This window comes from Vibrio sp. B1ASS3, from assembly GCF_905175355.1.
Classification (GTDB): domain Bacteria; phylum Pseudomonadota; class Gammaproteobacteria; order Enterobacterales; family Vibrionaceae; genus Vibrio; species Vibrio owensii.
This window is the reverse complement of sequence record NZ_HG992742.1, coordinates 3,501,737-3,526,801: the sequence shown is the minus strand read 5'-3', so window position 1 is coordinate 3,526,801 and position 25,065 is coordinate 3,501,737. Positions and strand designations below refer to the sequence as shown.

Genomic DNA, 25,065 nt, shown 5'->3' with positions numbered 1-25,065 from the left:
CTATAAGTAAGATAAAGACTATATAAGACTCGGTGGAGAACTGACAATGGAAAAGCTGGCATTTAAGCCGTGGGAAAGGGTGATATCCGACATCAAGCTCGTTCCGAAAATGGTCATGTTGATGGTATTCAGTACCATCCTGATTGTGGCAAAACAATTATGGGACGCGAGCACGTTCTATAACTCATTATTAGCGGCAACACAGAACGAGCAAGTTGCCCAACAACATTACGAAGCTTACCTAACGCAAGTGGCGTGGCAAACCGCAATACTTATCGCAGTGTTTGTGGTGCTTTTGCTCGCCGCTGCGCGTGTCATGCTGCGTCAAACACAGTACTTGAATGATGCAATCAAGTTGATGGCAAGCAAAAATCTGTCAGTGCCATTTGGTATGGATTGTAAAGATGAATATGGTGATGTCGCGCGTGAGCTAGAGAAAACGCGTCGTCAGCTGCATGATGTGATTCAAATGCAGATCAATGCTTCTGATGAGCTTTCTACGCTGACGGAAGTGATGACGCTCAGCATGTCAGAAACCAAAGAATCAGCACAAGAAGAGTTCAACGAGATCGATCAGCTAGCTACCGCAATGAGCGAGATGTCATCTACGGTTCAAACGGTGGCAGAGCATGCACAAACGGCATCGTCTCTTACCGAGCAAGCGTCGACACAAGCTGTGACTGGTCAGCAGTTCTTACAGAAAACCGTGTCGAAGATGAGCGAACTGTCTTCTGATATCGCTTCTTCAGCAAGCGCGGTTAACCAAGTGGAAGAGCGTGTTGATGCCATCGGCAGCGTAGTTGGCACCATTCAAGGTATTTCAGAACAAACCAACTTGCTTGCACTGAACGCTGCAATTGAAGCTGCACGTGCGGGTGAGGCGGGCCGTGGCTTTGCAGTTGTAGCTGATGAAGTTCGCAACCTTGCTCAACGCACGCAGCAAGCAACGGTAGAAATCCAAGAGATGATCACTCAGCTTCAAGCGAGCGCAACCTCAGCGGTAGAGTTGATGGAGAAGAGTGTGGTTGAGGCGGCCGAAGGTGTTGAGCTGGTTTCAAATGCTGGCACTGAGCTTGACGGCATTGTTGGCCAAGTGACGCAAATTAACGACATGAACTTCCAGATTGCAACGGCATCAGGTCAGCAAAGCAGCGTCGCAGAAGAAATGAGCCAGAACTTAACCAATGTTCGTGAGCTTGTGGAAGCGTCGGTTGTGGTGGTCAGCGAGTTGCTAGAGACCTCAGAGATGATGCAAAACAACGCAGAAGAGCTCGACAAGAAGATTAAATCTTTCGAAGTCTAGTTTCAGCAAGCTTTGATAAAACGCCCACAAACCTTTTGTGGGCGTTTTTATTTGTGCCAACTCTGGTATAAAAGAATGTATACCTCTCAAACCACAGTGCTTTTCACACAAGGAAGAAAAATGCAGCTGCCTTCGTCACTGATTTCTGTCGCGGATTCTGCGGTTCAAAACGCCGAGCAAGCGGGATACTTTCAACAATGGCCAACCGAGATTGCTGAGCAATTTCGTTTTGTGTCTGGGTTAAGTAAGTTCATAACCGAAGCGATTCATCGTGATGAGATACTCGCACAAAACTTGCCAAGCATGCTGGCAGAAAGCAGTCGACAACAAGCTTATCGTACACGCCTCGCCGATCTCTTGGCTGAATGCCAAGATGAAATGGCAGGCCACCGTGTGCTGCGTCAGTTCCGTAACCGCGAAATGGTCTACATTGCGTGGAAAGACTTTACCCACACTTGGACACTAGAAGAGTCGCTCAGTCATTTGTCTCAATTGGCTGAGGCGATGATCTTCGAAACTTATCAATGGCAATACAAGATTTGCTGTAATGAGTGGGGCACGCCAACCAATGCCGAAGGTGAAGCGCAACCTATGCTGATCATCGGAATGGGTAAGCTTGGCGGTGGTGAACTTAACTTCTCTTCTGACATCGACTTGATTTTCACGTACCCAGAAAACGGTGAGACGCAAGGTGCACGCCGCAGTATTGTTAACGCGCAATTCTTTACTCGTTTGGGTCAGCGCATCATTAAGGCTCTCGACCAACAAACCTTTGATGGCTTCTGTTACCGCGTGGATATGCGTTTACGTCCATTCGGTGAAAGTGGTCCGTTGGTGATGAGCTATGCCGCGCTTGAGGATTACTACCAAGAACAAGGAAGGGATTGGGAACGTTACGCGATGATCAAAGCACGCGTGATGGGCAGTGAAATGTATCCGCAATATCAAGAGTTGCGCCAGATGCTGCGTCCGTTTGTTTTCCGCCGCTATATCGACTTCAGTGCAATCCAATCTCTGCGCCGCATGAAATCCATGATCAGCAGCGAAGTGCGCCGTCGTGGTTTGAGCAATAACATCAAATTGGGGGCGGGCGGCATTCGTGAGATTGAATTTATCGCTCAAGTGTTCCAGTTAATTCGTGGTGGTCGCGAGCCATCTTTACGTGGTCGTGGTCTGTTAGAAACTTTGAATGCCATCGGTGAGCTAGGTCAGCTTACTCAGCCAGAGGTCGATAACCTTGAAGCTGCTTATAAGTACCTGCGCCAGTTAGAAAACCTGTTGCAAGCGATGGCAGACAAGCAAACGCAAACCTTGCCCGATTGTGAAGACGAGCAGCTAAAACTTGCTACTGCGATGCGCTTTGATAGTTGGGATGCACTGATTGCTCAAACCCAACAGCACATGGCAAACGTGCACAAGGTGTTTGAAAGCTTGATTGGTGATGAGGAAGAGGACGAAGTGGAAGCCGTCGCTCGTCATTTCCATGAGTTGTGGGACATGGCGACCAAGCAAGATGTGCTTGAACATGTTCTACAAGAGGACATCAAAGCCGAGAACCCAGAGCAGCTTGCGAAAACTATTATGCAGTTCAAAGCGGATCTGGCGAAGAAGACGCTTGGACCTCGTGGGCGAGAAGTGCTGACCAAGCTAATGCCAAAAGTGTTTGATGCAGTATTCGCTCATCCGGATGCGCAGTTTGGCTTGCCGCGAGTTTTACATTTACTACATAACATCTGTACACGAACAACGTACCTTGAGCTGTTGGATGAGCATCCGGCGGCGTTAGTGCAATTGGTTCGCCTGTGTACCGCTAGCCCAATGATTTCTGAGCAGCTATCGCGTTATCCAATTTTGCTTGATGAGTTGATCGACCCTCAGCATCTGTACAACCCAATTCCACTTGATAGCTACCGAACAGAGTTACGTGATTTCCTTGCCCGCATCCCAGAGGATGATATGGAGCAACAGATGGAAGCGCTGCGCCAGTTCAAGCAGATCTGCATCTTGCGTATTGCTGCCGCTGACATTGCCGGTGTGCTTCCCGTGATGAAAGTGAGTGACCACTTAACCTACTTGGCTGAGGCAATTGTGGAAGCGGTAGTGAACCAAGCTTGGTTACAAGTGTCGGAAAAATATGGCGAACCAACGCATGTGAAAGATCGTGAAGGTAAAGGTTTCGCCGTGATTGGTTACGGAAAAGTTGGCGGTTGGGAGCTGGGTTATAACTCAGACCTCGATATCGTGTTCATGCACGATTGCCCAGTGAACGTCTACACCGATGGTAAGAAAGAAATCGATGGTCGCCAGTTCTACCTTCGTTTAGCACAGCGCATCATCCATATTTTCTCGACCCGCACTGCATCAGGTATTCTGTACGAAGTGGATACTCGCTTACGTCCATCTGGTGCTTCGGGGTTATTGGTTAGCCCAACCGATGCTTTTGATGACTATCAACACAAAGATGCATGGACATGGGAGCATCAAGCTCTTGTTCGTGCGCGTATGATTTATGGTGATGAGCCTTTGGCTATCGCCTTCCACAACACCCGCCATGATGTGTTGTGTAAACAGCGTGACCAAGACACGCTGAAGAAAGACGTGGTCGATATGCGTGAGAAAATGCGTGACCACTTGGGTGGGAAAAAATCCGGTCGTTTTATGCTGAAGCAAGACAACGGCGGTATTACCGATATTGAATTTCTCGCTCAATACCTTGTGCTCAACTACAGTCACAGTAAGCCGAAGCTGATTCGCTGGTGCGATAACGTGCGTATTTTTGAAACCCTGATTGCACAAGGTGTCATGGAAGAAGATCAAGCGATGCAACTGACGCGCGCATACACATCAATGCGTGATGAGATTCATCGTCGAAACTTGCTCAACTTGGATGCCGATGTGGCAGAAGAGAAATTTGTTGCAGAGCGAGAGTGGGTGAAGCAAGCATGGAATCAATGGTTTGCCTAAGCAGAAGTAGTGCACAAGGTTCAGCCTAGAAAAAGGCTGTGTTAAACTCACCACGATTTAATTTTTGGAGACCAATAATGAAACCAATTCTACCTGATTACAACAGCGCTGGTGTGCTAATCATCGGTGATGTCATGCTAGATCGTTACTGGTATGGCCCGACTGGACGTATCTCTCCTGAAGCGCCAGTACCTGTTGTGAAAGTAGAAAACAATGAAGAGCGTCCGGGTGGTGCTGCGAACGTGGCAATGAACATTGCTTCACTTGGCGGTCATGCTCACATTGTTGGTCTAACGGGTATGGATGAGCCAGCGAAAGTACTGACGGAAACGCTGAACTCGCTAAAAGTGAAATGCGATTTCGTCGCGCTGCCAGAATATCCGACCATCACTAAACTACGCGTGATGAGCCGTGGTCAGCAATTGATTCGTCTGGACTTCGAAGACAAGTTCGAGAACACAGACGCAGAACCAGTGCTGTCTCGCATGGAAACCGCACTACCAAGTGTGAAAGCGGTGATCATGTCTGACTACGCGAAAGGTTCTCTAGAGCACGTTCAGGCTTACATCCAAAAAGCGCGCGCAGCAAACATCCCTGTCTTCATTGACCCGAAAGGTGCGGATTTTGAGCGCTACCGCGGCGCAACACTGCTTACTCCAAACATGAAAGAGTTTGAAGACGTAGTGGGCAAAGTGAAATCTGACCAAGAGCTAGTCGAGAAAGCGCTGGCTTTGGTTGAAGAGTTCGAATTTGAAGCGTTGTTGGTAACACGCAGCGAAAACGGTATGACCTTGATTCGCCGTGGCCAAGAGCCGTTCCATTTGCCGACCCAAGCGAAAGAAGTGTACGACGTGACAGGCGCTGGCGACACGGTTATCTCTGTTCTTGCGGCATCTGTTGCTGCGGGTAAATCATTTGAAGAAGCGTGTGCACTGGCAAACGCAGCCGCAGGTGTTGTGGTTGGTAAACTGGGTACATCAACGCTTTCTGAGATTGAGCTAGCAGAAGCGATTCACGGTAGCCAAGATACAGACTACGGTGTGATTTCAGAACAAGCACTGATTGAAGCAGTGAAGAAAGCACGTGCGAAAGGCGAGAAGGTTGTGATGACTAATGGCTGTTTTGACATTCTACACGCAGGCCATGTGTCTTACTTAAACCACGCTGCTGAGCTAGGCGATCGCCTAATCGTTGCAGTAAATACCGATGATTCCGTTAAGCGCCTAAAAGGCCCAGGTCGTCCAGTAAACCCAACCGATCGTCGTATGGCGGTATTGGCAGGTCTTGGTGCGGTTGATTGGGTAGTTCCATTTAGCGAAGACACTCCGCAGCGTTTGATCTCTGAAGTGTTGCCAAGCTTGCTAGTAAAAGGTGGTGACTACAAACCAGAAGAGATCGCTGGTGGTAAAGAAGTGATTGCTGCAGGCGGTGAAGTTCGCGTACTGAACTTTGAAGACGGTTGTTCAACCAGCGAAATCATCAACGCAATTAAAGGTGGCAAGGGCTAATTCCTTTCTCACCAAACTGATTACGACAAAGTAATTATTAAAGGCCGCTTTTGAGCCTGTCTCTTATACACAAATCCCTAAGCTTGTAGCTTAGGGATTTTTTTTTGAACTCTTTCAAGTGTGTGCGATCTGATCACTTAAGAATCCTTACTGAAACACTAAGATGACACACTCAGACGCTAAACTTTGGGCGCAAGAACAATTTGGACAAGCACAACTTAAAGATCCTCGAAGAACACAACGCCTCATCAGTTTAGCGACTTCCATTGCTAATCAACCAGGAGTCTCCGTGGCTAAACTTCCTTTTTCTCCCGCCGATATGGAAGGGGCATATCGCTTTATCCGCAATGAAAACATCGATGCAAAAGACATCGCTGAAGCAGGTTTTCAATCAACGGTATCTCGAGCTAACGAGCATGAGGAATTACTCGCGCTTGAAGATACAACAACGCTCTGTTTTCCTCATCGAAGTATAAAAGATGAACTCGGGCACACGAATCAAGGCGACAGAATTCGAGCTCTCCATGTACATTCGACGTTACTTTTTGCACCACAAAGTCAGACCATTGTTGGTCTTATAGAGCAACAACGATGGAGCCGAGATATTACTAAGCGTGGGCAAAAGCACCAACACGCGACTCGTCCTTACGAGGAGAAAGAGAGTTACAAATGGGAGCAAGCTTCTCGCCGTGTCGTTGAGCGCCTAGGGGATAAGATGTTAGATGTTATCTCGGTCTGTGACCGAGAAGCAGACCTATTCGAATACTTAACTTATAAACGTCAACATCAGCAGCGCTTTGTCGTTCGCTCAATGCAAAGTCGTTGTCTAGAAGAACACGCTCAAAAGCTTTACGACTATGCGCAAGCGTTACCAAGTGTCGAGACAAAGGAGCTTACCATCCCCCAAAAAGGAGGGAGAAAAGCGAGAGATGTAAAGCTTGACGTTAAATATGGTCAGGTGACATTAAAGGCTCCGGCAAACAAAAAAGAGCACGCAGGCATACCTGTTTATTATGTTGGTTGCCTTGAGCAAGGGGCATCAAAAGACAAGTTAGCATGGCACCTCTTGACGTCGGAGCCAATAAACAACGTTGAAGACGCCATGAGAATTATCGGTTATTACGAGCGTCGATGGCTGATTGAAGACTTCCATAAAGTCTGGAAAAGTGAAGGTACGGATGTGGAGTCACTAAGACTCCAAAGTAAAGGTAACTTAGAGAGGTTAAGTGTCATCTATGCCTTTGTTGCGACTCGTTTATTGGCGTTACGTTTCATTAAAGAAGTTGATGAGCTATCAACAGAAAGTTGTGAAAAGGCCTTGGGCACAAAAGCTTGGAAGCTGCTGTGGTTGAAACTAGAAAGCAAGACATTACCTAAAGAAGTACCCGATATGAGCTGGGCGTACAGAAATCTTGCTAAATTAGGCGGTTGGAAAGATACCAAGAGGACGGGCAGAGCTTCAATAAAGGCACTATGGGAAGGATGGTTTAAACTGCAAACCATCCTTGAAGGCTACGAGCTCGCAATGTCTCTTGATCACTAGACTTGTGATCAAGAGACAGGCTTTTGAGCGGCCTTTGTTGTTTTTGGACGAGTGAATCTAACCACAAACTCATTCCTGTCCTCCCCCTTTTCAAGGGGGAGTTAGAGGGGGTTAATGCTCGGTCTAATTGAAAACCAGTGTAGTCAATTAGCTCGAGAAGCAACGCCTCCCCATAGAAAGGTGAAGGGATCTAAAGCGCACTTTGCTTGGTTATTGACCCCAATAAAAACGCCAGCTGAAAAATCAGCTGGCGTCTTGCGTGTGACTTATCTATCGATGTTTATTTTACTGGCTTAAGGCCTGCATCAACATCTAGGATATCTTGCTCGCTCAGTGTACCTACCGCTTGACGTAGCTGAAGGCCAGCAAGAATGTAGTTGTAACGAGCGTCTGATAGGTTCTTGTTCGCATCGTATAGACGACGAGTTGCGTCTAGTACGTCAACGATAGTACGAGTACCTACATCGAAACCAGCTTCTGTTGCTTCAAGTGCAGACTGTGCTGACACTACAGATTGCTCGTACGCTTTTAGTGCGCCGATAGAAGCGTTGATGTTGTTGTTCTGTGCACGCACTTCTTTCACAACACTACGGTATTCTGCTTCTAGATCTTCACTCGCAGATACGTAACCGAATTCCGCTTGTTTCACTTCAGACGTTGTACGTCCACCAGTGTATAGAGGCACTGCTAGGTTCACACCAACATTGAAACCATCCGTTGTGTTATCCGCTGTGCTTTCTGCTGTGTCAGAGTAGTTGTAACCACCGTCAAGAGATAGCGTTGGTAGGTGACCAGAGCTTGCTAGCGAGATGTTGTCGCGAGCGATGTCTTGTGCGATACGCGCAGACAGTAGGCTCAGGTTGGTTGTTTTCGCTTCTTCGATCAGAGCTTCTGCAGGCTCAGAAGAGCGGCTTGCAGAGAAACGAGCAGTGTCTAGAACGTTCAGGTTCTTGTGCTCTTGGCCTGTGATTTCACGTAGTGATTCGTAGCTGTTGATCAGATCGTTTTCTGCCAATACTTCATCGGCTAGTACTGCATCGTACTGTGCTTGTGCATCATGTACGTCAGTGATTGCCGATAGACCTACTTCAAAACGTTGTTTAGTTTGTTCTAGCTGACGGCCAACGGCTGCTTTTTCTGCACGAACGAACACAAGGTTGTCTTGCGCACGCAGTACTTCAAAGTAAGCTTGAGAAACACGAAGGATCAAACCTTGTTGTGTCGCTGCGTACGTTGCGTCTGCACGACGAGCCGTTTTCTCAGCCGTGTCTAGCGTGATCCATGATGCACGGTTGTACAACTCTTGCGAGAAGCCAACACCTGCAGACAACACGTTTTGGTCGTTGCTGCGATCTTGCAACGCGACATTGTTGTTGTCGTAGTCAGTATCACCACGAGCGATATCGTAACCCGCTGTTAGGTTGATTTGTGGTAGTAGGGCACTGCGGCTAGAGTTGATTGCTTCAAAAGCTTGATCACGCTGCGCTGCTACACTGAGCAATTGAGGGTCGTTTTGTTTTGCTAAGTCATAGATTTCAGCAAGAGAGTCTGCCCATGCAGATGTGCTCATACTGCCTAGCGCTGCACTGATAAATAGTGGAAGCAGTTTTTTCATTTTCCATTCCCGCGGTATATAGATTGGTTAATTCTCAGTAGTTTAACTCAATTTGGACGATATTTACTCGAAACTTTGCACTTTTTTACACGTAATTATCCACTTGTGCAATAAATAATTGGGAAACGCTTAAAATAATTTATAACTATTGTACAAAAAGTTGAGCCAAGTCCTTTGAGCAAGCGAATAACAATGAGTAAACTACAAGATTCACTCAGAGAGGTGTTGAATGCAACAGTGTGACAAGCAACAAAATGATTTTACTCCCCAAGATGTGGAAATAATCTCAAAAGAAACCGTGTTTAAAGGCTTCTTTAAAATGGTGAAATACCGTTTTAAGCATAGATTATTCGCAGGCGGATGGAGTGGGATTGTCGAACGAGAAATGTTCGAACGTGGTCACGCTGCTGCCATGCTCCCGTATGATCCTGTGACTGATCAGGTAGTGATCATTGAACAGATCCGCGTTGGCGCATTAGAACATTCGCATCCTTGGCAGCTAGAAATTGTCGCTGGCATGATTGATCGTGACGAATCATCAGAAGAAGTGATTCGTCGAGAAGCGGAAGAAGAAGCGGGTATCCAAGTCGGACGTGTGGCTTCGGTTACCTCTTATTACCCTTCTTCTGGTGGCTGTTCTGAAAAGCTTGATGTGTTCATCGGCGAAGTCGATGCCACTAAAGCGCATGGCATTCATGGTTTAGACTATGAAAATGAAGATATTCGAGTTCATGTGATCAGCCGTGAAACTGCGTATCAATGGGTGAAGGATGGAAAATTCGAAAATGGTGCGTCAATCATTGCACTTCAATGGTTACAATTGAATCACCAAGAATTGACATCGCAATGGGGACAAACCTCAAAGGTGGAGAAATAATGATGGCGCAAGTAGCTGAAAAGCAGCGATACCATGTTGACTTAGCGGGTCTGATGAGAACTTATGAGACCAACTACGCCAAGCTGAACGCTTTGCTGCCTGTCTCTGCCGAAGTTGGTGATGTTCGTTGCTACCAAGCGGCGAACATGGTTTACCAACTGACCGTGAATGAAATCACAAAATACACCACAGTTGTTGAGATATGTCAGAGTGATGAAACACCAGTGTTTCCTTTACCTACGATGTCTGTCAGGCTTTATCATGATGCGAGAGTCGCCGAAGTATGCTCAAGCGGAGAGTTTTCTCGCATCAAAGCTAAATATGATTATCCCAACGACCAGTTGATGCAGAAAGATGAAAAGCATCAGCTCAATACGTTCCTTGGTGAATGGCTGACGTTCTGTTTACGAAGTGGCATTAGTAGAACGCCACTTGCCTTCAATTGATTGTCACGTCGCTAAGGGAAAATAACAAAAAACAATATAGTGGACGAATCAGGTTTTCATTTTGCAATCATCTAGTGACAGCATAAAGCTATTACAAATCACGGATACTCATCTGTTTGACGCAGATGAGGGCAGCTTGCTGAGCGTAAGAACCGCCGACAGCTTTGCTGCTGTGATACAAGAGGTTCTTCATCGTCAGGTGCAGTTTGAATACGTTTTGGCAACTGGCGATATTTCACAGGATCACAGTGCAGAGTCTTATCAGCGTTTTGCTGAAGGCATCGCGCCGCTGAAAAAAGATTGTTTCTGGCTTCCGGGAAACCACGACTACAAGCCAAACATGGGCAGTGTACTACCATCTCCTCAAATTCAAGCCGTTGAGCATCTAATGCTTGGCGAGCATTGGCAGTTGATTCTATTGGATTCACAAGTAGTGGGCGTACCACACGGGCGCTTAAGTGATCAGCAATTGTCTCTGTTGGAAGAAAAGTTAGCGGAAAACCCGCAAAGACACACCTTGGTGCTTTTACACCACCACCCGCTTTTAGTTGGTAGTGCGTGGCTTGACCAACACACGCTGAAAGATGCAGAAGCATTTTGGCAAGTCGTGGACCGTTTTGAGAACGTAAAAGGCATTTTATGTGGTCATGTGCACCAAGACATGAATGTTCTTTATAATGGCATCCGCGTGATGGCAACGCCGTCAACTTGTGTGCAGTTCAAACCGAATTCCGATGACTTCGCCTTGGATACTGAATCTCCAGGTTGGCGAGAACTTGAGTTGCACAGTAATGGCGACATTACGACTGAGGTCAACCGTTTACCAGATGGCCAATTCCAGCCAGACTTTACCTCAAACGGATACTAATCATTATCACGCCCGAACCTTATGTTCGGGCTTACTTTTTTAACTTGAGGTGATCATGAGTAAACCTTCTTTGTTGCTTTATATCCATGGCTTTAACAGTTCGCCGCTTTCGATGAAGGCGAATTTAATGAAAGCGTTCTGTGAGCAGCAACGACCGGACATCAAGGTTATCGTGCCTCAATTGCCGTGTTTCCCTCAACTGGCTGCTCAATGCCTATTGGATATCGTTGAGCAATACAAAGACGACTACAACATTGGTTTAGTGGGGAGTTCTTTGGGGGGCTACATGTCGACTTGGCTTAATGCAAAGTTTGGCTTTCCTGCCGTCGTTGTTAACCCAGCAGTGAAGCCTTATGAATTGCTGGTGGATTACCTCGGTGAACAAACTAACCCATATACGCACGAAACCTATACACTTGAGGCCTGTCATATTGACGAGCTAAAAGCACTTGATGTACAAAGCATCGCGTCGCCTGAGAGCTTCTGGCTTTTACAGCAAACGGAAGACGAGGTTTTAGACTACCGCCAAGCCGTAGAAAAGTTCGCAAACGCGAAACAAACGGTAGAAGAAGGCGGTGATCACAGTTTTGTAGGCTTTGAGCGTTATCCTGCTCAAATCATTGAATTCCTAAAACTGTAATACTAACGAGACGATTGGAATAGGCTCATAGTTTTCATTGCTATATCCAACCGTTTCTTGACATAGTTGGCAGGCTTTCCGACTATGTTTTGCCAAAAAGATCTTAAGGGTATGAAGCCCTGACTACTTTGTTATGCGTGACCTTATCTTTGATAAGCATGCAGACGAGGTAGCTTTTTCGTTTCTCGAGTATGGCTCGCACAATTGCGAGGCTCGGGTTACAAGTAAACTTTGAGAACAATTCCGTATTATGACTGAACAATATAATGCTGGTGCCATTGAAGTACTGAATGGCTTAGAGCCAGTACGTCGCCGACCAGGGATGTATACGGATACAGCGCGCCCAAACCACTTGGGCCAAGAAGTTATCGATAACAGTGTCGATGAAGCGCTAGCCGGACATGCCTCAAAAGTACAAGTCATCCTACATGCTGACCAATCACTAGAAGTGATCGATGATGGTCGAGGCATGCCTGTTGATATCCACCCAGAAGAAAAGGTATCAGGTGTTGAACTGATCCTATGTAAGCTTCACGCAGGTGGTAAATTCTCTAATAAGAACTACCAATTCTCTGGTGGTCTGCACGGTGTAGGTATCTCCGTTGTAAACGCGCTGTCTAAGCGTGTTGAAGTGACCGTCCGTCGTGATGGTCAAGTGTATGAGATTGCTTTTGAACACGGTGATAAAGTTTCTGACCTAACGGTTGTCGGCACATGTGGTCGTCGTAACCGTGGTACCAGTGTGCACTTCTGGCCAGACGCGAAGTACTTTGATTCTGCGAACTTCTCAGTAACTCGTCTGGTGAATAACCTACGGGCGAAAGCAGTACTTTGTCCCGGCCTAGAAATTACTTTCACAGATAAAGTAAACAACAAAGACTACAAGTGGTTCTACGAAGATGGTTTGAAAGACTATCTAGCGGAAGGTGTGAAAGGTTATACCGTTCTACCAGAAGAACCATTTACTGGTGAATTCTCAGCGGAAACCGAAGCGGCAAACTGGGCGGTGATCTGGCAGCCAGAAGGCGGTGAGATGATCACGGAAAGTTACGTGAACCTTATCCCAACCGCACAAGGTGGTACGCACGTTAATGGTTTGCGCCAAGGTTTGCTTGATGCAATGCGTGAGTTCTGTGAATTCCGCAACTTGCTACCTCGTGGCGTGAAGCTAACCGGTGATGACGTATTTGACCGTTGTTCATACGTGCTATCGGTTAAGATTCAAGATCCTCAGTTTGCGGGTCAGACCAAAGAGCGTCTATCTTCTCGTCAAACCGCTGCGTTTGTATCAGGTGTTGTGAAAGACTCATTCAGCCTTTGGTTGAACGAAAAACCACAACTTGCAGAGCAACTTGCCGAAGTCTGTATCGCGAACGCCCATCGCCGTATGCGTGCGAGCAAAAAGGTTGTGCGTAAGAAGGTAGCCTCGGGCCCAGCACTGCCAGGTAAGCTGACAGACTGTTCTGTGCAAGACCTTAACCGCACCGAAATCTTCTTCGTAGAGGGTGACTCGGCGGGCGGTTCAGCTAAACAAGCACGTGATCGTGAGTTCCAAGCGGTAATGCCACTGCGCGGTAAGATCCTAAACACTTGGGAAGTCTCTGCAGACCAAGTTCTGGCTTCTCAAGAGGTACACGATATCTCAGTTGCTTTGGGTATCGACCCAGACAGCGACAACCTAGATAGCCTTCGTTACGGTAAGATCTGTATCCTTGCCGATGCGGACTCGGATGGTCTGCACATCGCAACGCTATTGTGTGCACTGTTCACTCGTCACTTCCGTGCGCTTGTTGAAGCTGGCCATATCTACGTAGCGATGCCGCCTCTGTACCGTATCGACTGTGGCAAAGAAGTATTCTATGCCCTAGACGATGACGAAAAAGATGGCGTATTAGAGCGCTTGTCGAAGAAGAAAGCCAAAATCAATGTGCAACGATTCAAAGGTCTGGGTGAGATGAACCCACTTCAGTTGCGCGAAACAACCATGGATCCAAATACGCGTCGTCTGGTTCAGTTAACTATTGATGACTCAGCGGCGACCATGGAAATGATGGACATGCTGCTTGGTAAGAAACGAGCAGATGACCGTCGTTCTTGGCTACAAAGCAACGGCGATATGGCAGAGGTTTAACGGATGTCTACAGAAATTACTTATGATGGCGTTGAACAGTTGCCAATGCGCAAGTTCACTGAAGACGCTTATCTGAACTACTCGATGTACGTAATCATGGACCGCGCATTGCCATACATTGGCGATGGTTTGAAGCCGGTTCAACGACGCATCATTTACGCAATGTCGGAGCTTGGTCTTTCGGCATCAGCGAAATACAAAAAATCAGCACGTACCGTTGGTGACGTACTGGGTAAATACCACCCGCATGGTGACTCTGCGTGTTACGAAGCGATGGTGCTTATGGCTCAGCCATTCTCTTACCGCTACCCATTGGTAGATGGTCAAGGTAACTGGGGTGCGCCAGATGATCCGAAATCGTTCGCAGCAATGCGTTATACCGAAGCGAAACTGTCTAAGTTTGCTGAAGTACTGCTAGGCGAACTGGGTCAAGGCACGGTTGAATGGCAACCTAACTTTGATGGCACGATGAAAGAGCCACAAATGTTGCCTGCACGTCTGCCTCACATCCTGCTAAACGGTGTTACTGGTATCGCGGTTGGTATGGCGACGGACATTCCACCTCACAACGTTCGTGAAGTGGCGGATGCAACCATCCACTTAATCGACAACCCGAAAGCAGAACTGCCTGATGTGATGCAGTTTGTGAAAGGTCCAGATTACCCAACAGAAGCGGAAATTACTTCACCACAAGCGGATATCGAAAAGATTTACCGTAACGGTCGCGGTAGCATCAAGATGCGTGCGGTATGGCACAAAGAAGGTTCTGACATCGTCATTACGTCTTTGCCACACCAAGTATCGGGTGCGAAGTTACTAGAACAAATCGCGAACCAAATGCGCGCGAAGAAACTACCAATGGTAGACGACCTTCGTGACGAATCGGATCACGAAAACCCAACACGTATCGTAGTGGTGCCTAAGTCAAACCGCGTTGACTGTGACTTGTTGATGAATCACTTGTTCGCTTCAACCGATCTTGAGCGTAGCTACCGTGTTAACTTGAACATGATTGGTTTGGATAACCGTCCTCAAGTTAAAGGTCTGGTACAAATTCTGTCTGAGTGGATTGAATTCCGTCGTACGACTGTCCGCCGTCGTCTACAACACCGCCTAGACAAAGTGATGGCTCGTTTGCACATCTTGGAAGGTTTGTTAGTTGCTTACCTAAACCTAGATGAAGTGATTGAGATCATTCGTACTGAAGACGATCCAAAAGCTGTGCTGATGGAGCGTTTTGGTATTACTGACATTCAAGCGGATGCAATTCTAGATACCAAACTTCGTCATCTAGCAAAACTAGAAGAGATGAAGATTCGTGGTGAACAAGACGAGCTAGAAAAAGAGCGTGAGAAGCTAGAGCAGCTATTAGGTTCTGAGCGTCGTCTAAACACACTACTGAAGAAAGAAATCAAAGCAGATGCAGAGAAATACGGCGATGACCGTCGTTCTCCATTGGTTGAGCGTGCAGAAGCAAAAGCGCTAACAGAACGTGACCTAGTACCAAGTGAGCCAATCACAGTGGTACTTTCAGAGAAAGGCTGGATTCGTCACGCGAAAGGTCACGATGTAGACGCAGAAGGCTTAAGCTATAAATCTGGTGATAACTACCTAGCGCATGCGCGTGGTAAGAGTAACCAGCAAGCGGTGTTCTTCGGTAGCGACGGTCGAAGCTACTCATTAGAGTCGCATTCATTGCCATCCGCTCGAAGCCAAGGCGAACCGATTACAGGTCGCTTGAATATCACTGCGGGTAGCAGCATTCGCCAAGTGATCATGGGTGAAGATGAGCAACTATGGCTAGTTGGCTCTGACGCGGGTTACGGCTTTGTATGTAAAGGCTCTGAGCTACTGTCTAAGAACCGAAGCGGTAAAGCCTTGGTGACGCTACCGGCCAACTCTGAGGTAATGACACCGAAGACGATTGCTGATTTGGATTCGGATGAAATTCTCGCAATTACCAACCAAGGCCGCATGTTGCTGTTCCCAATTAAAGACCTGCCGCAGTTGGCGAAAGGTAAGGGTAACAAGATCATCAACATTCCTGCCGCGAAAGCGAAAGAGCGTGAAGAGGTGCTTTCTCACTTGATGGCTCTACCACAAGGTGCTTCTCTAACGCTTTATGCGGGTAAGCGTAAGCTAGGTTTGAAACCTGCTGATCTTGAGAACTTCCGTGGTGAACGTGGACGTCGAGGTAGCTTACTACCACGAGGTCTACAGCGCGTAACGCGAATTGAAATCGAGATGGGCGGAAGCTCAGAAGTTTTAGAAGAACCAAGCGACAGCGAATAACGCACAAACAAAAATCCCAGCCAATGGCTGGGATTTTTTTATGCTTCTTGTTTGTCTTCGGCGATGGTGACTTTTAAATTCATTTCTTTACCCTTGCGGATAATTCCTACATCCACAGAGGTACCTGGGCGTAAGTCAGTAACGATGTCCATGACGCTCTGACGTCCTTGGACCTTTGTGCCGTTGATGCTGATGATGATGTCTTGCTTCTCAAAACCAGCCGCACTTGCGGGACCATTTGGATCTATACCAAGAACCACAATACCGCCAATGTGCTCGTTACCTAACAAGCGAGCAGTTACCGCATTAATATCTTGCCCATCAATACCGATATAACCACGGATCACGCGGCCATCAGCGATGATCTTCTGCATAATTTTGTTTGCTAGCGGCGCTGGAATGGCAAATGAGATACCGTAGGTCTCAAGGTCTGTCGCCTGTTGGAATGACGCGGTATTGATACCGACCAGTTCACCTTGAGTATTCACCAATGCGCCACCGGAGTTGCCCTCATTAATAGCGGCATCGGTTTGGATAAAGGCTTGGCGACCATCACTGATGGACGAGCGGCCTGTCGCAGAGATAATGCCGAAGGTAGTCGTCTGGCCCAAGTTGTATGGGTTACCAATGGCAAGCACCACATCACCCACTTGAGGTTTGTAGTCAGCATTTAATGGGATAACAGGCAGATTAGAGCCTTCAACACGTAAGATCGCAATGTCTGTACGCTTGTCTGTACCTACCAATTGAGCAGCAGCAACACGGCCATCTTGCAAAGCTACGACGATTTGGTCAGCTTGAGCGACAACGTGATAGTTGGTAATGATGTAACCTTTTTCGCTCACGATAACCCCAGAACCTAGTCCTTGAGTCGATAGCTTGCTGCGATCATTTTCCACATATTTGCGGCTGTAGATATTCACCACCGCAGGTGCTGCCTTTCTTACCGCTTGGTTAAAAGACACTTCTAGCGATGCGATATTGCTCGGTTGCGGGTCAACAAGGGCGGTTGGGATAACATTGCTGCGCAAAGATGGAACGGCGAGTAATACGATAACGGCAGTTGCTAAGCCTAAAAAGACAGAACGTAACAAAAAGCTAAGCATAACCTCTCCATGATTGAGCGCCCAATTGGCATAGAAAACTGAAGGATAGCATTACATTGAAAAATAACAAAAGGGCAAGACGCGATCGTCTTGCCCTTTTAAAAAACCATGACAAAAGAAGGAAAGTATTCGAGCGCTATCACTGATAAATATGTTGCTAGCGCTCGTTTGCTTTCTGCTATGTGATTGTTGAATGATGTCAATTAACGGATAACTAAGTAAACCGTCCGATCACCACGTTGAACGTTTATCGCGAGCACACCTTTGTGTTTTTCAACAATCGCGCGCAGTTCTGCTAAATTCTTCACACGCTTACGGTTAACACCAATAATGATATCGTCTTGCTCAAGTTGGTATTGTGCCGCTGGAGAGTTTTCAGCCACACTGGTCACCTTAACACCTTGGATTTTATCGCTTGGTGTCGTGTTGCTGAGTTCTGCACCTTTAAGGCCTTCGTGAAGCGTTTCCGCCTTCGCTTTCACATTGGTAGACTCACCTAACGTCACATCGAAGGATTTTTTCTTACCATCACGAATCACACCCAATGTGATCTCTTTGCCCGCACCGAGCGTTGCGACTTTTGCGCGTAACTCGGAGAAGGTATCAATCGACTTACCGTTTACGGAAGTAATCACATCACCAGCTTTCAGGCCTGCTTTATCTGCAGCGCTATCAGGCACTACTTGGCTAACAAACGCACCTTTACTCGATTCATAACCTAATGCTTCTGCCAGCTCTGAAGTGACTTCACCACCTTGTACGCCTAGCATGCCGCGTTTCACTTCGCCAAACTCTAGAATTTGGTCTGTTAAGTTTTTCATCATGTTAGATGGAATCGCAAAACCGATACCAACATTACCGCCATTCGGACCAAGAATCGCTGTATTGATACCGATCAGTTCACCATTGAGGTTAACTAAAGCACCGCCTGAGTTACCGCTGTTGATGGCCGCATCTGTTTGGATGAAGTTCTCGAAGTTCTCCACATTCAAGCCGCTTCGACCGAGTGCTGAGACGATACCCGAAGTGACGGTTTGACCAAGGCCAAACGGGTTACCAATCGCAACCGTGAAATCACCAACGCGTAGCTTGTCTGAATCAGCGACTTTAATCTGAGTCAGATCTTTTGCTTTCTCAAGTTTGAGTAGAGCAATATCTGACATTTCATCTCCACCCACTAATTCTGCATCGTACTCTCGACCATCGTACAAACGGACACGGATGTCATCAGCGCCTTTAATTACATGGTAGTTTGTGACGATTTGCCCTTTGTCCGCGTTAATAATAACGCCAGAGCCCAAGCCTCGGAATGGACGCTCACGAGTTTGCTCTGTTGGAAACTCAGGCCCAAAAAAGAACTGAAACTGCTCTGGGATACGGCTGGTTTGAACTTGTTTACCTTCAACCGCAATACTCACAACCGCAGGGGTCACTTTTTCGAGCATCGGGGCAAGGCTAGGTAACTGCTCCCCATCCACACTTAACGGCAGCGCCGCAGTCGCAGTAATTGGGGTGATGATTGAACCCAAGCTTAAAGATAGAACGGTTAGCGCAAGCAATGGTTTTTTCATCCAATAACTCCTCTTGAAACAGGTCTGTCAAAAAGAAATATCCGAACCGTTAGTTCTATACGGTTATTTAGTTATATAGGGATTAATTCGGATAATCAAAAGGTGGCGACAGCACACAGGTTGTTAGAGATGAGTTGCTTAAGAAAAGTTCAAAAAGGGTCAATACAAATTGATAAAAAATGTGTATGTATTGACCCAGTTAGGTAGGAAAGGGGGAGGATTATGACGCTTTAGCAGTGACAGCTTCTGGTGCGTCGATGATTTCTTTTTCCTGATCCTTTAAAAGACCTGTTGCGCCGTTGGCGTAGTCTTTTGGTTGTTCGTTGACGTCGGATTGGTCTTCTTCAATCTGTTCAGTCGACATAGCAGTCTTCTTATCGAACGGATTGTCTTGCTCAGGCAAGTTAGGCAGAAGTTCTGAAGACGTCTTCGCCATGTGTTGGTACAGCTTGGTATAGTCTTTACCTAAGGTATCCAACATTTCTGCAGTTTGTGCAAAGTGATCGACGAGCTCTTGACGTTGTTGCTCTAGCTCAAACTTGGCTGCTTCCAGCTCTTTTTGCACAGACTTTTGTTTTTTGTATTCGGGGGTGGTTAGTCTACTAATGACTACGCCTACGATTGTACCGACCAGCAAACCCACAATGGCATAAATCCAAGGCATAACTGCTCCTTATAGTTGTTTTAACAAGCCTTTTACTACTTAGTTACACGCGGTGCTAGTCCATGTTACTATGGCTTGAACAGCCGATAAAGAAAAATAGCGGTAAGTCTTCGGGGACTGATATCCACATCTCTCTATTCTCAAAGCTGACCCCGAGGTGACAATTTTTTCTGTACCTCTGATACGACTCAACGCCATGACACCATTACAACGATACCAACAAGACATAGCAGAGCATGGATTCCAGCGTGACGAAGCACAACATAATGCTGTCGTTGCTTTAGACAACCTTTACCATGCGATTGCAGAATTCCAGTCTGCGCCTATTCCTCAGCTTAGCACTTGGCAGAAATTACTGGGTAAAAAGCCTGAAATGCCAGAACCACCAAAAGGTCTGTACTTTTGGGGAGGGGTAGGGCGGGGTAAAACTTACCTCATGGATGCGTTTTTTGACGCCTTGCCGACAGAAAGAAAGATGCGCGTGCATTTTCACCGTTTTATGTATCGTGTGCATGATGAGCTCAAGCGTTTAGGTGAAGTGGAAAACCCGCTGTCAAAAGTGGCCGATTTATTCAAGAAAGAAGCGGATGTGGTCTGTTTTGATGAGTTCTTCGTTTCCGATATCACAGATGCGATGATTTTAGCGACCTTGCTGCAAGAGATGTTTAAGCGACAAATGATTTTGGTCGCGACGTCGAACATTGAACCAGAAAACTTGTATCGTAATGGCTTACAACGGGCGCGCTTTTTACCAGCGATAGCCATGATCATTCAGCGCTGTGATGTGCTTAATGTCGACAGTGGCGTGGATTACCGCCTAAGAACGCTGCAACAAGCCGAAATCTATCATTATCCGTTGGACGAGCAGGCATCTATTAATCTTAATACGTATTACCAACAGTTGATTGGTGAAAGAAAAGTTGCTGCATACAGCATCGAAATCAACCATCGAGAAGTGGCGGTAATAGAGGCCAGCGATGGCGTGCTACATGCTTCTTTTGAACAACTGTGTCAAACCCCACGTAGTCAAAACGATTACATTGAATTATCGCGTATTTACCATACCGTCTTGCTGGCGGACGTGAAGCAAATGGATAGCAAGATAGATGATGCTGCAAGACGCTTTATTGCATTGGTCGATGAATTCTACGAACGTAACGTTAAGTTGATTATTTCTGCTGAAGTTGCAATGGAGTTCCTTTATACACAAGGACAGTTAGAGTTCGAATTTAAACGTTGCTTGTCTCGACTGATAGAAATGCAGAGTCACGAATACCTTGCTAGAGAGCATCTGGCGTAAAAAACAGCAACTCATCTTAAAAAAGTGAAGAAAAAATTAGTGATTTGGCGCAAAAAAAGGTGATTTTTTCTTCGCTCTTCTCTATAATCCTGCGACCCACCGTTACTGCAGACCTGAATATCGAAGTTATTTCGGCATAGAAGGTCGAGAGTACCAACGACTCGAAGGGGTGATGACTGGGCTCTTAGACAGTGTGGGAACACAATACTGTGTTCCTTTAAAGTTTAAAATTTAATTAACGGGTTATTATTAGCATGAAAACTTTCGTTGCTAAACCAGAAACTGTAAAACGCGACTGGTATGTTGTAGACGCAGAGGGTAAAACTCTTGGCCGTCTAGCAAGTGAAATTGCATCTCGCCTACGTGGCAAACATAAAGCTGAATACACTCCTCACGTTGACACTGGTGATTACATCATCGTTATCAACGCTGAGAAAGTTGCTGTAACTGGCAACAAAGCTAAAGGCAAAGTGTACTACCGTCACTCTGAATTCCCAGGTGGTCTAAAATCTATCACTTTTGAAAAGTTGATCGATCGTAAACCTGAGATGGTTCTTGAGCTAGCAGTTAAAGGCATGCTTCCACGTGGTCCTCTAGGCCGTGCTATGTACCGTAAGCTTAAAGTTTACGCGGGCGCTGAGCACAACCATGTTGCTCAACAACCACAAGTACTAGACATCTAATTGGGGATTTCGAAAATGGCAGAGAATCAATACTACGGCACTGGCCGTCGCAAAAGCTCAGCTGCGCGTGTTTTCATCAAACCAGGCAGCGGCAACATCGTAATCAACAAGCGTAGCCTTGATGAGTACTTCGGTCGTCCAACTTCTCGCATGGTTGTTAAACAACCTCTTGAGCTAGTTGAACTAACTGAGAAGCTAGACCTATACGTTACTGTTAAAGGTGGCGGTATTTCTGGTCAAGCTGGTGCTATCCGTCACGGTATCACTCGCGCTCTTATGGAGTACGATGAGTCTCTACGTCCTACTCTACGTGCAGCTGGTTACGTTACTCGTGACGCTCGTTGCGTTGAACGTAAGAAAGTTGGTCTACGTAAAGCACGTCGTCGTCCACAGTTCTCTAAGCGTTAATTTCCTCTTATCGGAAATTTATGCTGTTCCAGAGTTACTTTGGAAACTGTGCATCAAAGCTCGGCTATATGCCGAGCTTTTTGTTTTCTGAAGTCTGAAAAAGTCCGTTTTTCCTTTCGCATTTGTTTTCACATTCTTGCTTAATATCCTCGCAACATTTGATCGTTTTATCTGCAAGTTTTTTGGTTTTCTTCGTGCTACAAAGCTGAGATAACAAAAGTGGAGGACTCCTTCACATTCTTGAAAGATCTTTCTATCTAATTGGCTGAAAACAGCCGAAATACAAGGCTTTTTATCTCGTTTCTAGCCATTCTTCGTTTCGCTTTCTTGTTACAAATCACATCTATTTTTTATAATTTTGCCGCTTTTGTGACGGCGTGAGCGATTTGCCTCACAATTGTTACAAAAAGGTAGCTTTATCTTGTCAAAAAGTAGGGTTTTCTTTATCATTTCACCCCAATAAATAGAACTAAATTCATTATTTGTTAGCCATGCTCTTATAAGCGGAATAATAACGATCCAAAGGGAGCAAATGGGAGAATGTTTGGATGAGCAACGCGCCTTTAAATAACGGTCGCAGGCGTTTTCTAACCGCTACAACGGCAGTTGTTGGTGGATTAGGGGCAGCTGCCGTCGCCGTGCCTTTTATCAAATCATGGAATCCGAGCGCCAAAGCAAAAGCTGCGGGTGCACCGGTGGAAGTGGATATCAGTAAAATCGAAGCCGGTCAGATGGTTCGTGTTGAGTGGCAAGGTAAGCCTGTATGGGTTGTACGTCGTACTCAAGAAGTGGTGGATAACCTAAAGAACATCGACGGACAGCTTCGTGACCCACAATCAGAAATGGAACAACAGCCAGTTTATGCTCAGAATGCGCATCGTTCGATCAAGCCTGAGTATTTCGTGGCAGTTGGCTTCTGTACTCACTTAGGTTGTTCACCGACCTATCTACCTGACACGTTCTCAGAGCAAGTCCAAGGCGTTAAGTCTGGCTTCTTCTGTCCATGTCATGGTTCTAAATTCGATATGGCTGGTCGAGTGTTCCAAGGTGTTCCTGCACCTCTGAACCTTGTGGTTCCTAAGCACATGTATTTGAGTGATACGAAGCTCATGATCGGTGTTGATGAGGGAGACGCATAATGCAAGCACTACTAGACTGGGTTGAAAAACGAATTCCCGCGATGAATGCTTATAAAAAGCATTTGTCTGAATACCCAATGCCTAAGAACTTCAACTTTTGGTACCTTTTCGGTTCTCTGGCAATGTTGGTACTGGTTAACCAAATCCTAACGGGTATCTGGTTAACAATGAACTACGTTCCATCTGGTGATGGTGCGTTTGCTTCTATCGAATATATCATGCGTGACGTTGATTACGGCTGGTTGTTGCGTTACATGCACTCAACTGGCGCATCAGCGTTTTTCGTTGTTGTTTACCTGCACATGTTCCGTGGTCTGATTTACGGTTCATACCAAAAGCCTCGTGAGCTACTTTGGATCTTCGGTATGTTGATCTTCTTGGTTCTAATGGCAGAAGCCTTCATGGGTTACCTATTACCATGGGGTCAGATGTCATACTGGGGTGCTCAGGTAATCATTTCTCTGTTTGGTGCGATTCCTGTCATCGGTGACGACTTAACACTTTGGATCCGTGGTGACTACATCATCTCTGGTGCAACGCTGAACCGTTTCTTCGCACTACACGTCATTGCACTACCTATCGTTCTACTTCTTCTTGTTGTGTTGCACGTATTGGCACTTCACGAAGTTGGCTCTAACAACCCGGATGGTATCGAGACTAAGCTACCAAAAGGTTCAATGGGCGACGATTACGAAACGCAATTCAAGTTCCACGATTACTACACGAAGAAATACGACATCATCGATTCGATTCCTTTCCACCCGTACGGTACGGTTAAGGACTTGGTTGGTGTCGCTGGTTTCTTGTTCTTCTTCTGTTACGTGCTGTTCTTCAACCCAGAGATGGGTGGATACTTCCTTGAGCCGCCTAACTTTGAAGCTGCAAACCCACTGAAGACACCTGAGCACATCGCTCCTGTATGGTACTTCACTCCGTTCTACGCAATCTTGCGTGCGGTTCCAGACAAACTATTGGGTGTAATCCTAATGGGTGCGTCAATTGCAGTACTGTTTGTTCTACCTTGGTTGGACCGTTGTAAAGTTCGTTCATACCGTTACCGTAGCAAACTGCACCTGTTGAATATTGTTCAGTTCACTATCGCCTTTATCGCTCTGGGTATTTTGGGTGCACTGCCGGCAACGCCGCTGTACACAATTCTGTCTCAGATCTTTAGCTTGTGTTACTTCATGTTCTTTGTACTGCTGTTCTTCTACAGCAAAAATGAAGCAACCAAACCATTACCAGAGAGGGTGACATTCAAATGAAGAAGTGGATTGTAATTCTATTTGCTATGTTGCCATCTCTCGCGATGGCAGCGGGTGCCAACGTACCTCTAGACAAGGCGAACGTGGACCTATCGGATAAAGCTTCGCTACAAAACGGCGCGAAGCTATTCATGAACTACTGTTTTGCTTGTCACTCAACGCAATACCAGCGTTACGAGCGAGTAGCGACAGACTTGGATATTCCTGCTGACCTAATGAAGGAAAACCTGATTTTTGATCCTGAAGCGAAAATCGGTGACCTAATGGTAAATGCGATGCCTGCGAAGCAAGCGGGTGATTGGTTTGGTGCGCCGCCACCGGATCTAACACTTGTTGCCCGAGTTCGTGGTGCAGACTGGCTATACACTTACCTGCGCTCTTTCTATGTTGACCCATCTCGCCCATTCGGCGTGAACAACATTGTTTTCCCAAGTGTCGGTATGCCGCACGTTCTTGAAGAACTTCAAGGCATCCCGACACCAGTTTACGGTACAAAAGTTGTGGATGGTGAAGAAGTACAAGTGGTTGTTGGTACTGAAACTAACGGCACGGGTGAGCTAAGCTCTGGCGAGTATGATAAAGCAGTTGGCGACCTAGTGAACTTCCTAGTTTACTCCGGTGACCCAGTTCAGCTAGAGCGTCATGCGCTTGGTTGGTGGGTAATGGGCTTCCTAGTTCTACTAACAATTGTTGTCGTGATGCTCAAGAAAGAGTATTGGCGTGATGTGCATTAATTGTGCTA

20 protein-coding genes are annotated in these 25,065 nt (G+C 46.5%); 16 read left to right on the top strand and 4 right to left on the bottom strand.

Going from position 1 to position 25,065, the window contains the following annotated elements:
• The first annotated feature begins 46 nt into the window (after positions 1-46).
• The 4 genes from KJB05_RS15925 (at position 47) to KJB05_RS15910 (ending at position 7,318) form a co-directional block, all read left to right on the top strand.
• Entirely contained in the window at positions 47-1,303 is a 1,257-nt protein-coding gene (locus KJB05_RS15925) for a methyl-accepting chemotaxis protein (protein WP_009707755.1), read from the top strand.
• A gap of 120 nt (positions 1,304-1,423) precedes the next feature.
• The gene (gene glnE / locus KJB05_RS15920) at positions 1,424-4,267 is read left to right on the top strand and encodes a bifunctional [glutamate--ammonia ligase]-adenylyl-L-tyrosine phosphorylase/[glutamate--ammonia-ligase] adenylyltransferase (RefSeq protein ID WP_208446101.1); all 2,844 of its coding nucleotides are present in this window, start codon (positions 1,424-1,426) and stop codon (positions 4,265-4,267) included.
• 77 nt (positions 4,268-4,344) lie between these two features.
• The gene (hldE, locus tag KJB05_RS15915; RefSeq protein WP_005436078.1) at positions 4,345-5,775 is read left to right on the top strand and encodes a bifunctional D-glycero-beta-D-manno-heptose-7-phosphate kinase/D-glycero-beta-D-manno-heptose 1-phosphate adenylyltransferase HldE; all 1,431 of its coding nucleotides are present in this window, start codon (positions 4,345-4,347) and stop codon (positions 5,773-5,775) included.
• A gap of 163 nt (positions 5,776-5,938) precedes the next feature.
• On the top strand, positions 5,939-7,318 hold the full coding sequence (locus KJB05_RS15910; RefSeq protein ID WP_213053078.1) for an IS4 family transposase: 1,380 nt from the start codon (positions 5,939-5,941) through the stop codon (positions 7,316-7,318).
• A gap of 280 nt (positions 7,319-7,598) precedes the next feature.
• Here KJB05_RS15910 and tolC read toward each other — a convergent pair whose 3' ends face one another.
• Positions 7,599-8,933 carry an outer membrane channel protein TolC gene (tolC, locus tag KJB05_RS15905; RefSeq protein WP_005436079.1) on the bottom strand — a complete coding sequence of 445 codons (1,335 nt, stop codon included), beginning with the start codon at positions 8,931-8,933 and terminating at the stop codon, positions 7,599-7,601.
• A 229-nt stretch (positions 8,934-9,162) separates the two neighbouring features.
• On the opposite strand from tolC, the gene nudF reads away from it, so the two are divergent.
• The 6 genes from nudF to parC all read left to right on the top strand — a co-directional run bounded on the left by nudF (position 9,163) and on the right by parC (position 16,187).
• Positions 9,163-9,810 carry an ADP-ribose diphosphatase gene (nudF, locus tag KJB05_RS15900; protein WP_005436080.1) on the top strand — a complete coding sequence of 216 codons (648 nt, stop codon included), beginning with the start codon at positions 9,163-9,165 and terminating at the stop codon, positions 9,808-9,810.
• A gap of 2 nt (positions 9,811-9,812) precedes the next feature.
• Entirely contained in the window at positions 9,813-10,256 is a 444-nt protein-coding gene (locus KJB05_RS15895; protein WP_009707750.1) for a DUF1249 family protein, read from the top strand.
• A gap of 61 nt (positions 10,257-10,317) precedes the next feature.
• Entirely contained in the window at positions 10,318-11,124 is an 807-nt protein-coding gene (gene cpdA / locus KJB05_RS15890; protein WP_005436082.1) for a 3',5'-cyclic-AMP phosphodiesterase, read from the top strand.
• A 55-nt stretch (positions 11,125-11,179) separates the two neighbouring features.
• Positions 11,180-11,764: an esterase YqiA gene (gene yqiA, locus KJB05_RS15885; RefSeq protein ID WP_033005255.1), complete on the top strand. Its 585-nt coding sequence runs from the start codon at positions 11,180-11,182 to the stop codon at positions 11,762-11,764.
• A 250-nt stretch (positions 11,765-12,014) separates the two neighbouring features.
• The gene (gene parE, locus KJB05_RS15880; protein WP_005436086.1) at positions 12,015-13,895 is read left to right on the top strand and encodes a DNA topoisomerase IV subunit B; all 1,881 of its coding nucleotides are present in this window, start codon (positions 12,015-12,017) and stop codon (positions 13,893-13,895) included.
• A gap of 3 nt (positions 13,896-13,898) precedes the next feature.
• The gene (gene parC, locus KJB05_RS15875; RefSeq protein WP_208444607.1) at positions 13,899-16,187 is read left to right on the top strand and encodes a DNA topoisomerase IV subunit A; all 2,289 of its coding nucleotides are present in this window, start codon (positions 13,899-13,901) and stop codon (positions 16,185-16,187) included.
• A gap of 38 nt (positions 16,188-16,225) precedes the next feature.
• Here parC and degS read toward each other — a convergent pair whose 3' ends face one another.
• The 3 genes from degS to zapG form a co-directional block, all read right to left on the bottom strand.
• The gene (gene degS, locus KJB05_RS15870; RefSeq protein ID WP_005436089.1) at positions 16,226-17,293 is read right to left on the bottom strand and encodes an outer membrane-stress sensor serine endopeptidase DegS; all 1,068 of its coding nucleotides are present in this window, start codon (positions 17,291-17,293) and stop codon (positions 16,226-16,228) included.
• 203 nt (positions 17,294-17,496) lie between these two features.
• Entirely contained in the window at positions 17,497-18,864 is a 1,368-nt protein-coding gene (locus tag KJB05_RS15865) for a Do family serine endopeptidase (protein WP_009707746.1), read from the bottom strand.
• Positions 18,865-19,084: 220 nt separating this feature from the next.
• Entirely contained in the window at positions 19,085-19,528 is a 444-nt protein-coding gene (zapG, locus tag KJB05_RS15860) for a Z-ring associated protein ZapG (protein ID WP_039984585.1), read from the bottom strand.
• A gap of 196 nt (positions 19,529-19,724) precedes the next feature.
• Between zapG and zapE the strand changes: the two genes are divergently transcribed.
• The 6 genes from zapE to KJB05_RS15830 all read left to right on the top strand — a co-directional run bounded on the left by zapE (position 19,725) and on the right by KJB05_RS15830 (position 25,057).
• Complete coding sequence (gene zapE, locus KJB05_RS15855; RefSeq protein ID WP_208444608.1) at positions 19,725-20,828, top strand: cell division protein ZapE; 1,104 nt, start codon at positions 19,725-19,727, stop codon at positions 20,826-20,828.
• A gap of 254 nt (positions 20,829-21,082) precedes the next feature.
• On the top strand, positions 21,083-21,511 hold the full coding sequence (gene rplM, locus KJB05_RS15850; RefSeq protein WP_005436093.1) for a 50S ribosomal protein L13: 429 nt from the start codon (positions 21,083-21,085) through the stop codon (positions 21,509-21,511).
• Between the two features lie 15 nt (positions 21,512-21,526).
• On the top strand, positions 21,527-21,919 hold the full coding sequence (gene rpsI, locus KJB05_RS15845; RefSeq protein WP_005436094.1) for a 30S ribosomal protein S9: 393 nt from the start codon (positions 21,527-21,529) through the stop codon (positions 21,917-21,919).
• 548 nt (positions 21,920-22,467) lie between these two features.
• On the top strand, positions 22,468-23,058 hold the full coding sequence (gene petA / locus KJB05_RS15840; RefSeq protein WP_005436095.1) for a ubiquinol-cytochrome c reductase iron-sulfur subunit: 591 nt from the start codon (positions 22,468-22,470) through the stop codon (positions 23,056-23,058).
• Positions 23,058-24,323: a cytochrome bc complex cytochrome b subunit gene (locus KJB05_RS15835; RefSeq protein ID WP_005436097.1), complete on the top strand. Its 1,266-nt coding sequence runs from the start codon at positions 23,058-23,060 to the stop codon at positions 24,321-24,323. Before petA ends, KJB05_RS15835 begins: the two co-directional genes overlap by 1 nt.
• Positions 24,320-25,057, top strand: a complete 738-nt coding sequence (locus tag KJB05_RS15830) for a cytochrome c1 (RefSeq protein ID WP_005436103.1) — start codon at positions 24,320-24,322, stop codon at positions 25,055-25,057. The genes KJB05_RS15835 and KJB05_RS15830 overlap by 4 nt, the downstream gene beginning before the upstream one ends.
• The last annotated feature ends 8 nt before the right edge of the window (positions 25,058-25,065 follow it).

Bases quoted from the DNA above. Each gene is read 5' to 3' on its own strand.
- degS (WP_005436089.1), bottom strand. From the start codon at position 17,293: ATGCTTAGCTTTTTGTTACGTTCTGTCTTTTTAGGCTTAGCAACTGCC.
- hldE (WP_005436078.1), top strand. From the start codon at position 4,345: ATGAAACCAATTCTACCTGATTACAACAGCGCTGGTGTGCTAATCATC.
- yqiA (WP_033005255.1), top strand. From the start codon at position 11,180: ATGAGTAAACCTTCTTTGTTGCTTTATATCCATGGCTTTAACAGTTCG.
- parC (WP_208444607.1), top strand. From the start codon at position 13,899: ATGTCTACAGAAATTACTTATGATGGCGTTGAACAGTTGCCAATGCGC.
- KJB05_RS15895 (WP_009707750.1), top strand. From the start codon at position 9,813: ATGGCGCAAGTAGCTGAAAAGCAGCGATACCATGTTGACTTAGCGGGT.
- parE (WP_005436086.1), top strand. From the start codon at position 12,015: ATGACTGAACAATATAATGCTGGTGCCATTGAAGTACTGAATGGCTTA.
- tolC (WP_005436079.1), bottom strand. From the start codon at position 8,933: ATGAAAAAACTGCTTCCACTATTTATCAGTGCAGCGCTAGGCAGTATG.
- KJB05_RS15835 (WP_005436097.1), top strand. From the start codon at position 23,058: ATGCAAGCACTACTAGACTGGGTTGAAAAACGAATTCCCGCGATGAAT.
- nudF (WP_005436080.1), top strand. From the start codon at position 9,163: ATGCAACAGTGTGACAAGCAACAAAATGATTTTACTCCCCAAGATGTG.
- petA (WP_005436095.1), top strand. From the start codon at position 22,468: ATGAGCAACGCGCCTTTAAATAACGGTCGCAGGCGTTTTCTAACCGCT.
- KJB05_RS15865 (WP_009707746.1), bottom strand. From the start codon at position 18,864: ATGAAAAAACCATTGCTTGCGCTAACCGTTCTATCTTTAAGCTTGGGT.
- rpsI (WP_005436094.1), top strand. From the start codon at position 21,527: ATGGCAGAGAATCAATACTACGGCACTGGCCGTCGCAAAAGCTCAGCT.
- zapE (WP_208444608.1), top strand. From the start codon at position 19,725: ATGACACCATTACAACGATACCAACAAGACATAGCAGAGCATGGATTC.
- zapG (WP_039984585.1), bottom strand. From the start codon at position 19,528: ATGCCTTGGATTTATGCCATTGTGGGTTTGCTGGTCGGTACAATCGTA.
- rplM (WP_005436093.1), top strand. From the start codon at position 21,083: ATGAAAACTTTCGTTGCTAAACCAGAAACTGTAAAACGCGACTGGTAT.
- KJB05_RS15910 (WP_213053078.1), top strand. From the start codon at position 5,939: ATGACACACTCAGACGCTAAACTTTGGGCGCAAGAACAATTTGGACAA.
- glnE (WP_208446101.1), top strand. From the start codon at position 1,424: ATGCAGCTGCCTTCGTCACTGATTTCTGTCGCGGATTCTGCGGTTCAA.
- KJB05_RS15925 (WP_009707755.1), top strand. From the start codon at position 47: ATGGAAAAGCTGGCATTTAAGCCGTGGGAAAGGGTGATATCCGACATC.
- KJB05_RS15830 (WP_005436103.1), top strand. From the start codon at position 24,320: ATGAAGAAGTGGATTGTAATTCTATTTGCTATGTTGCCATCTCTCGCG.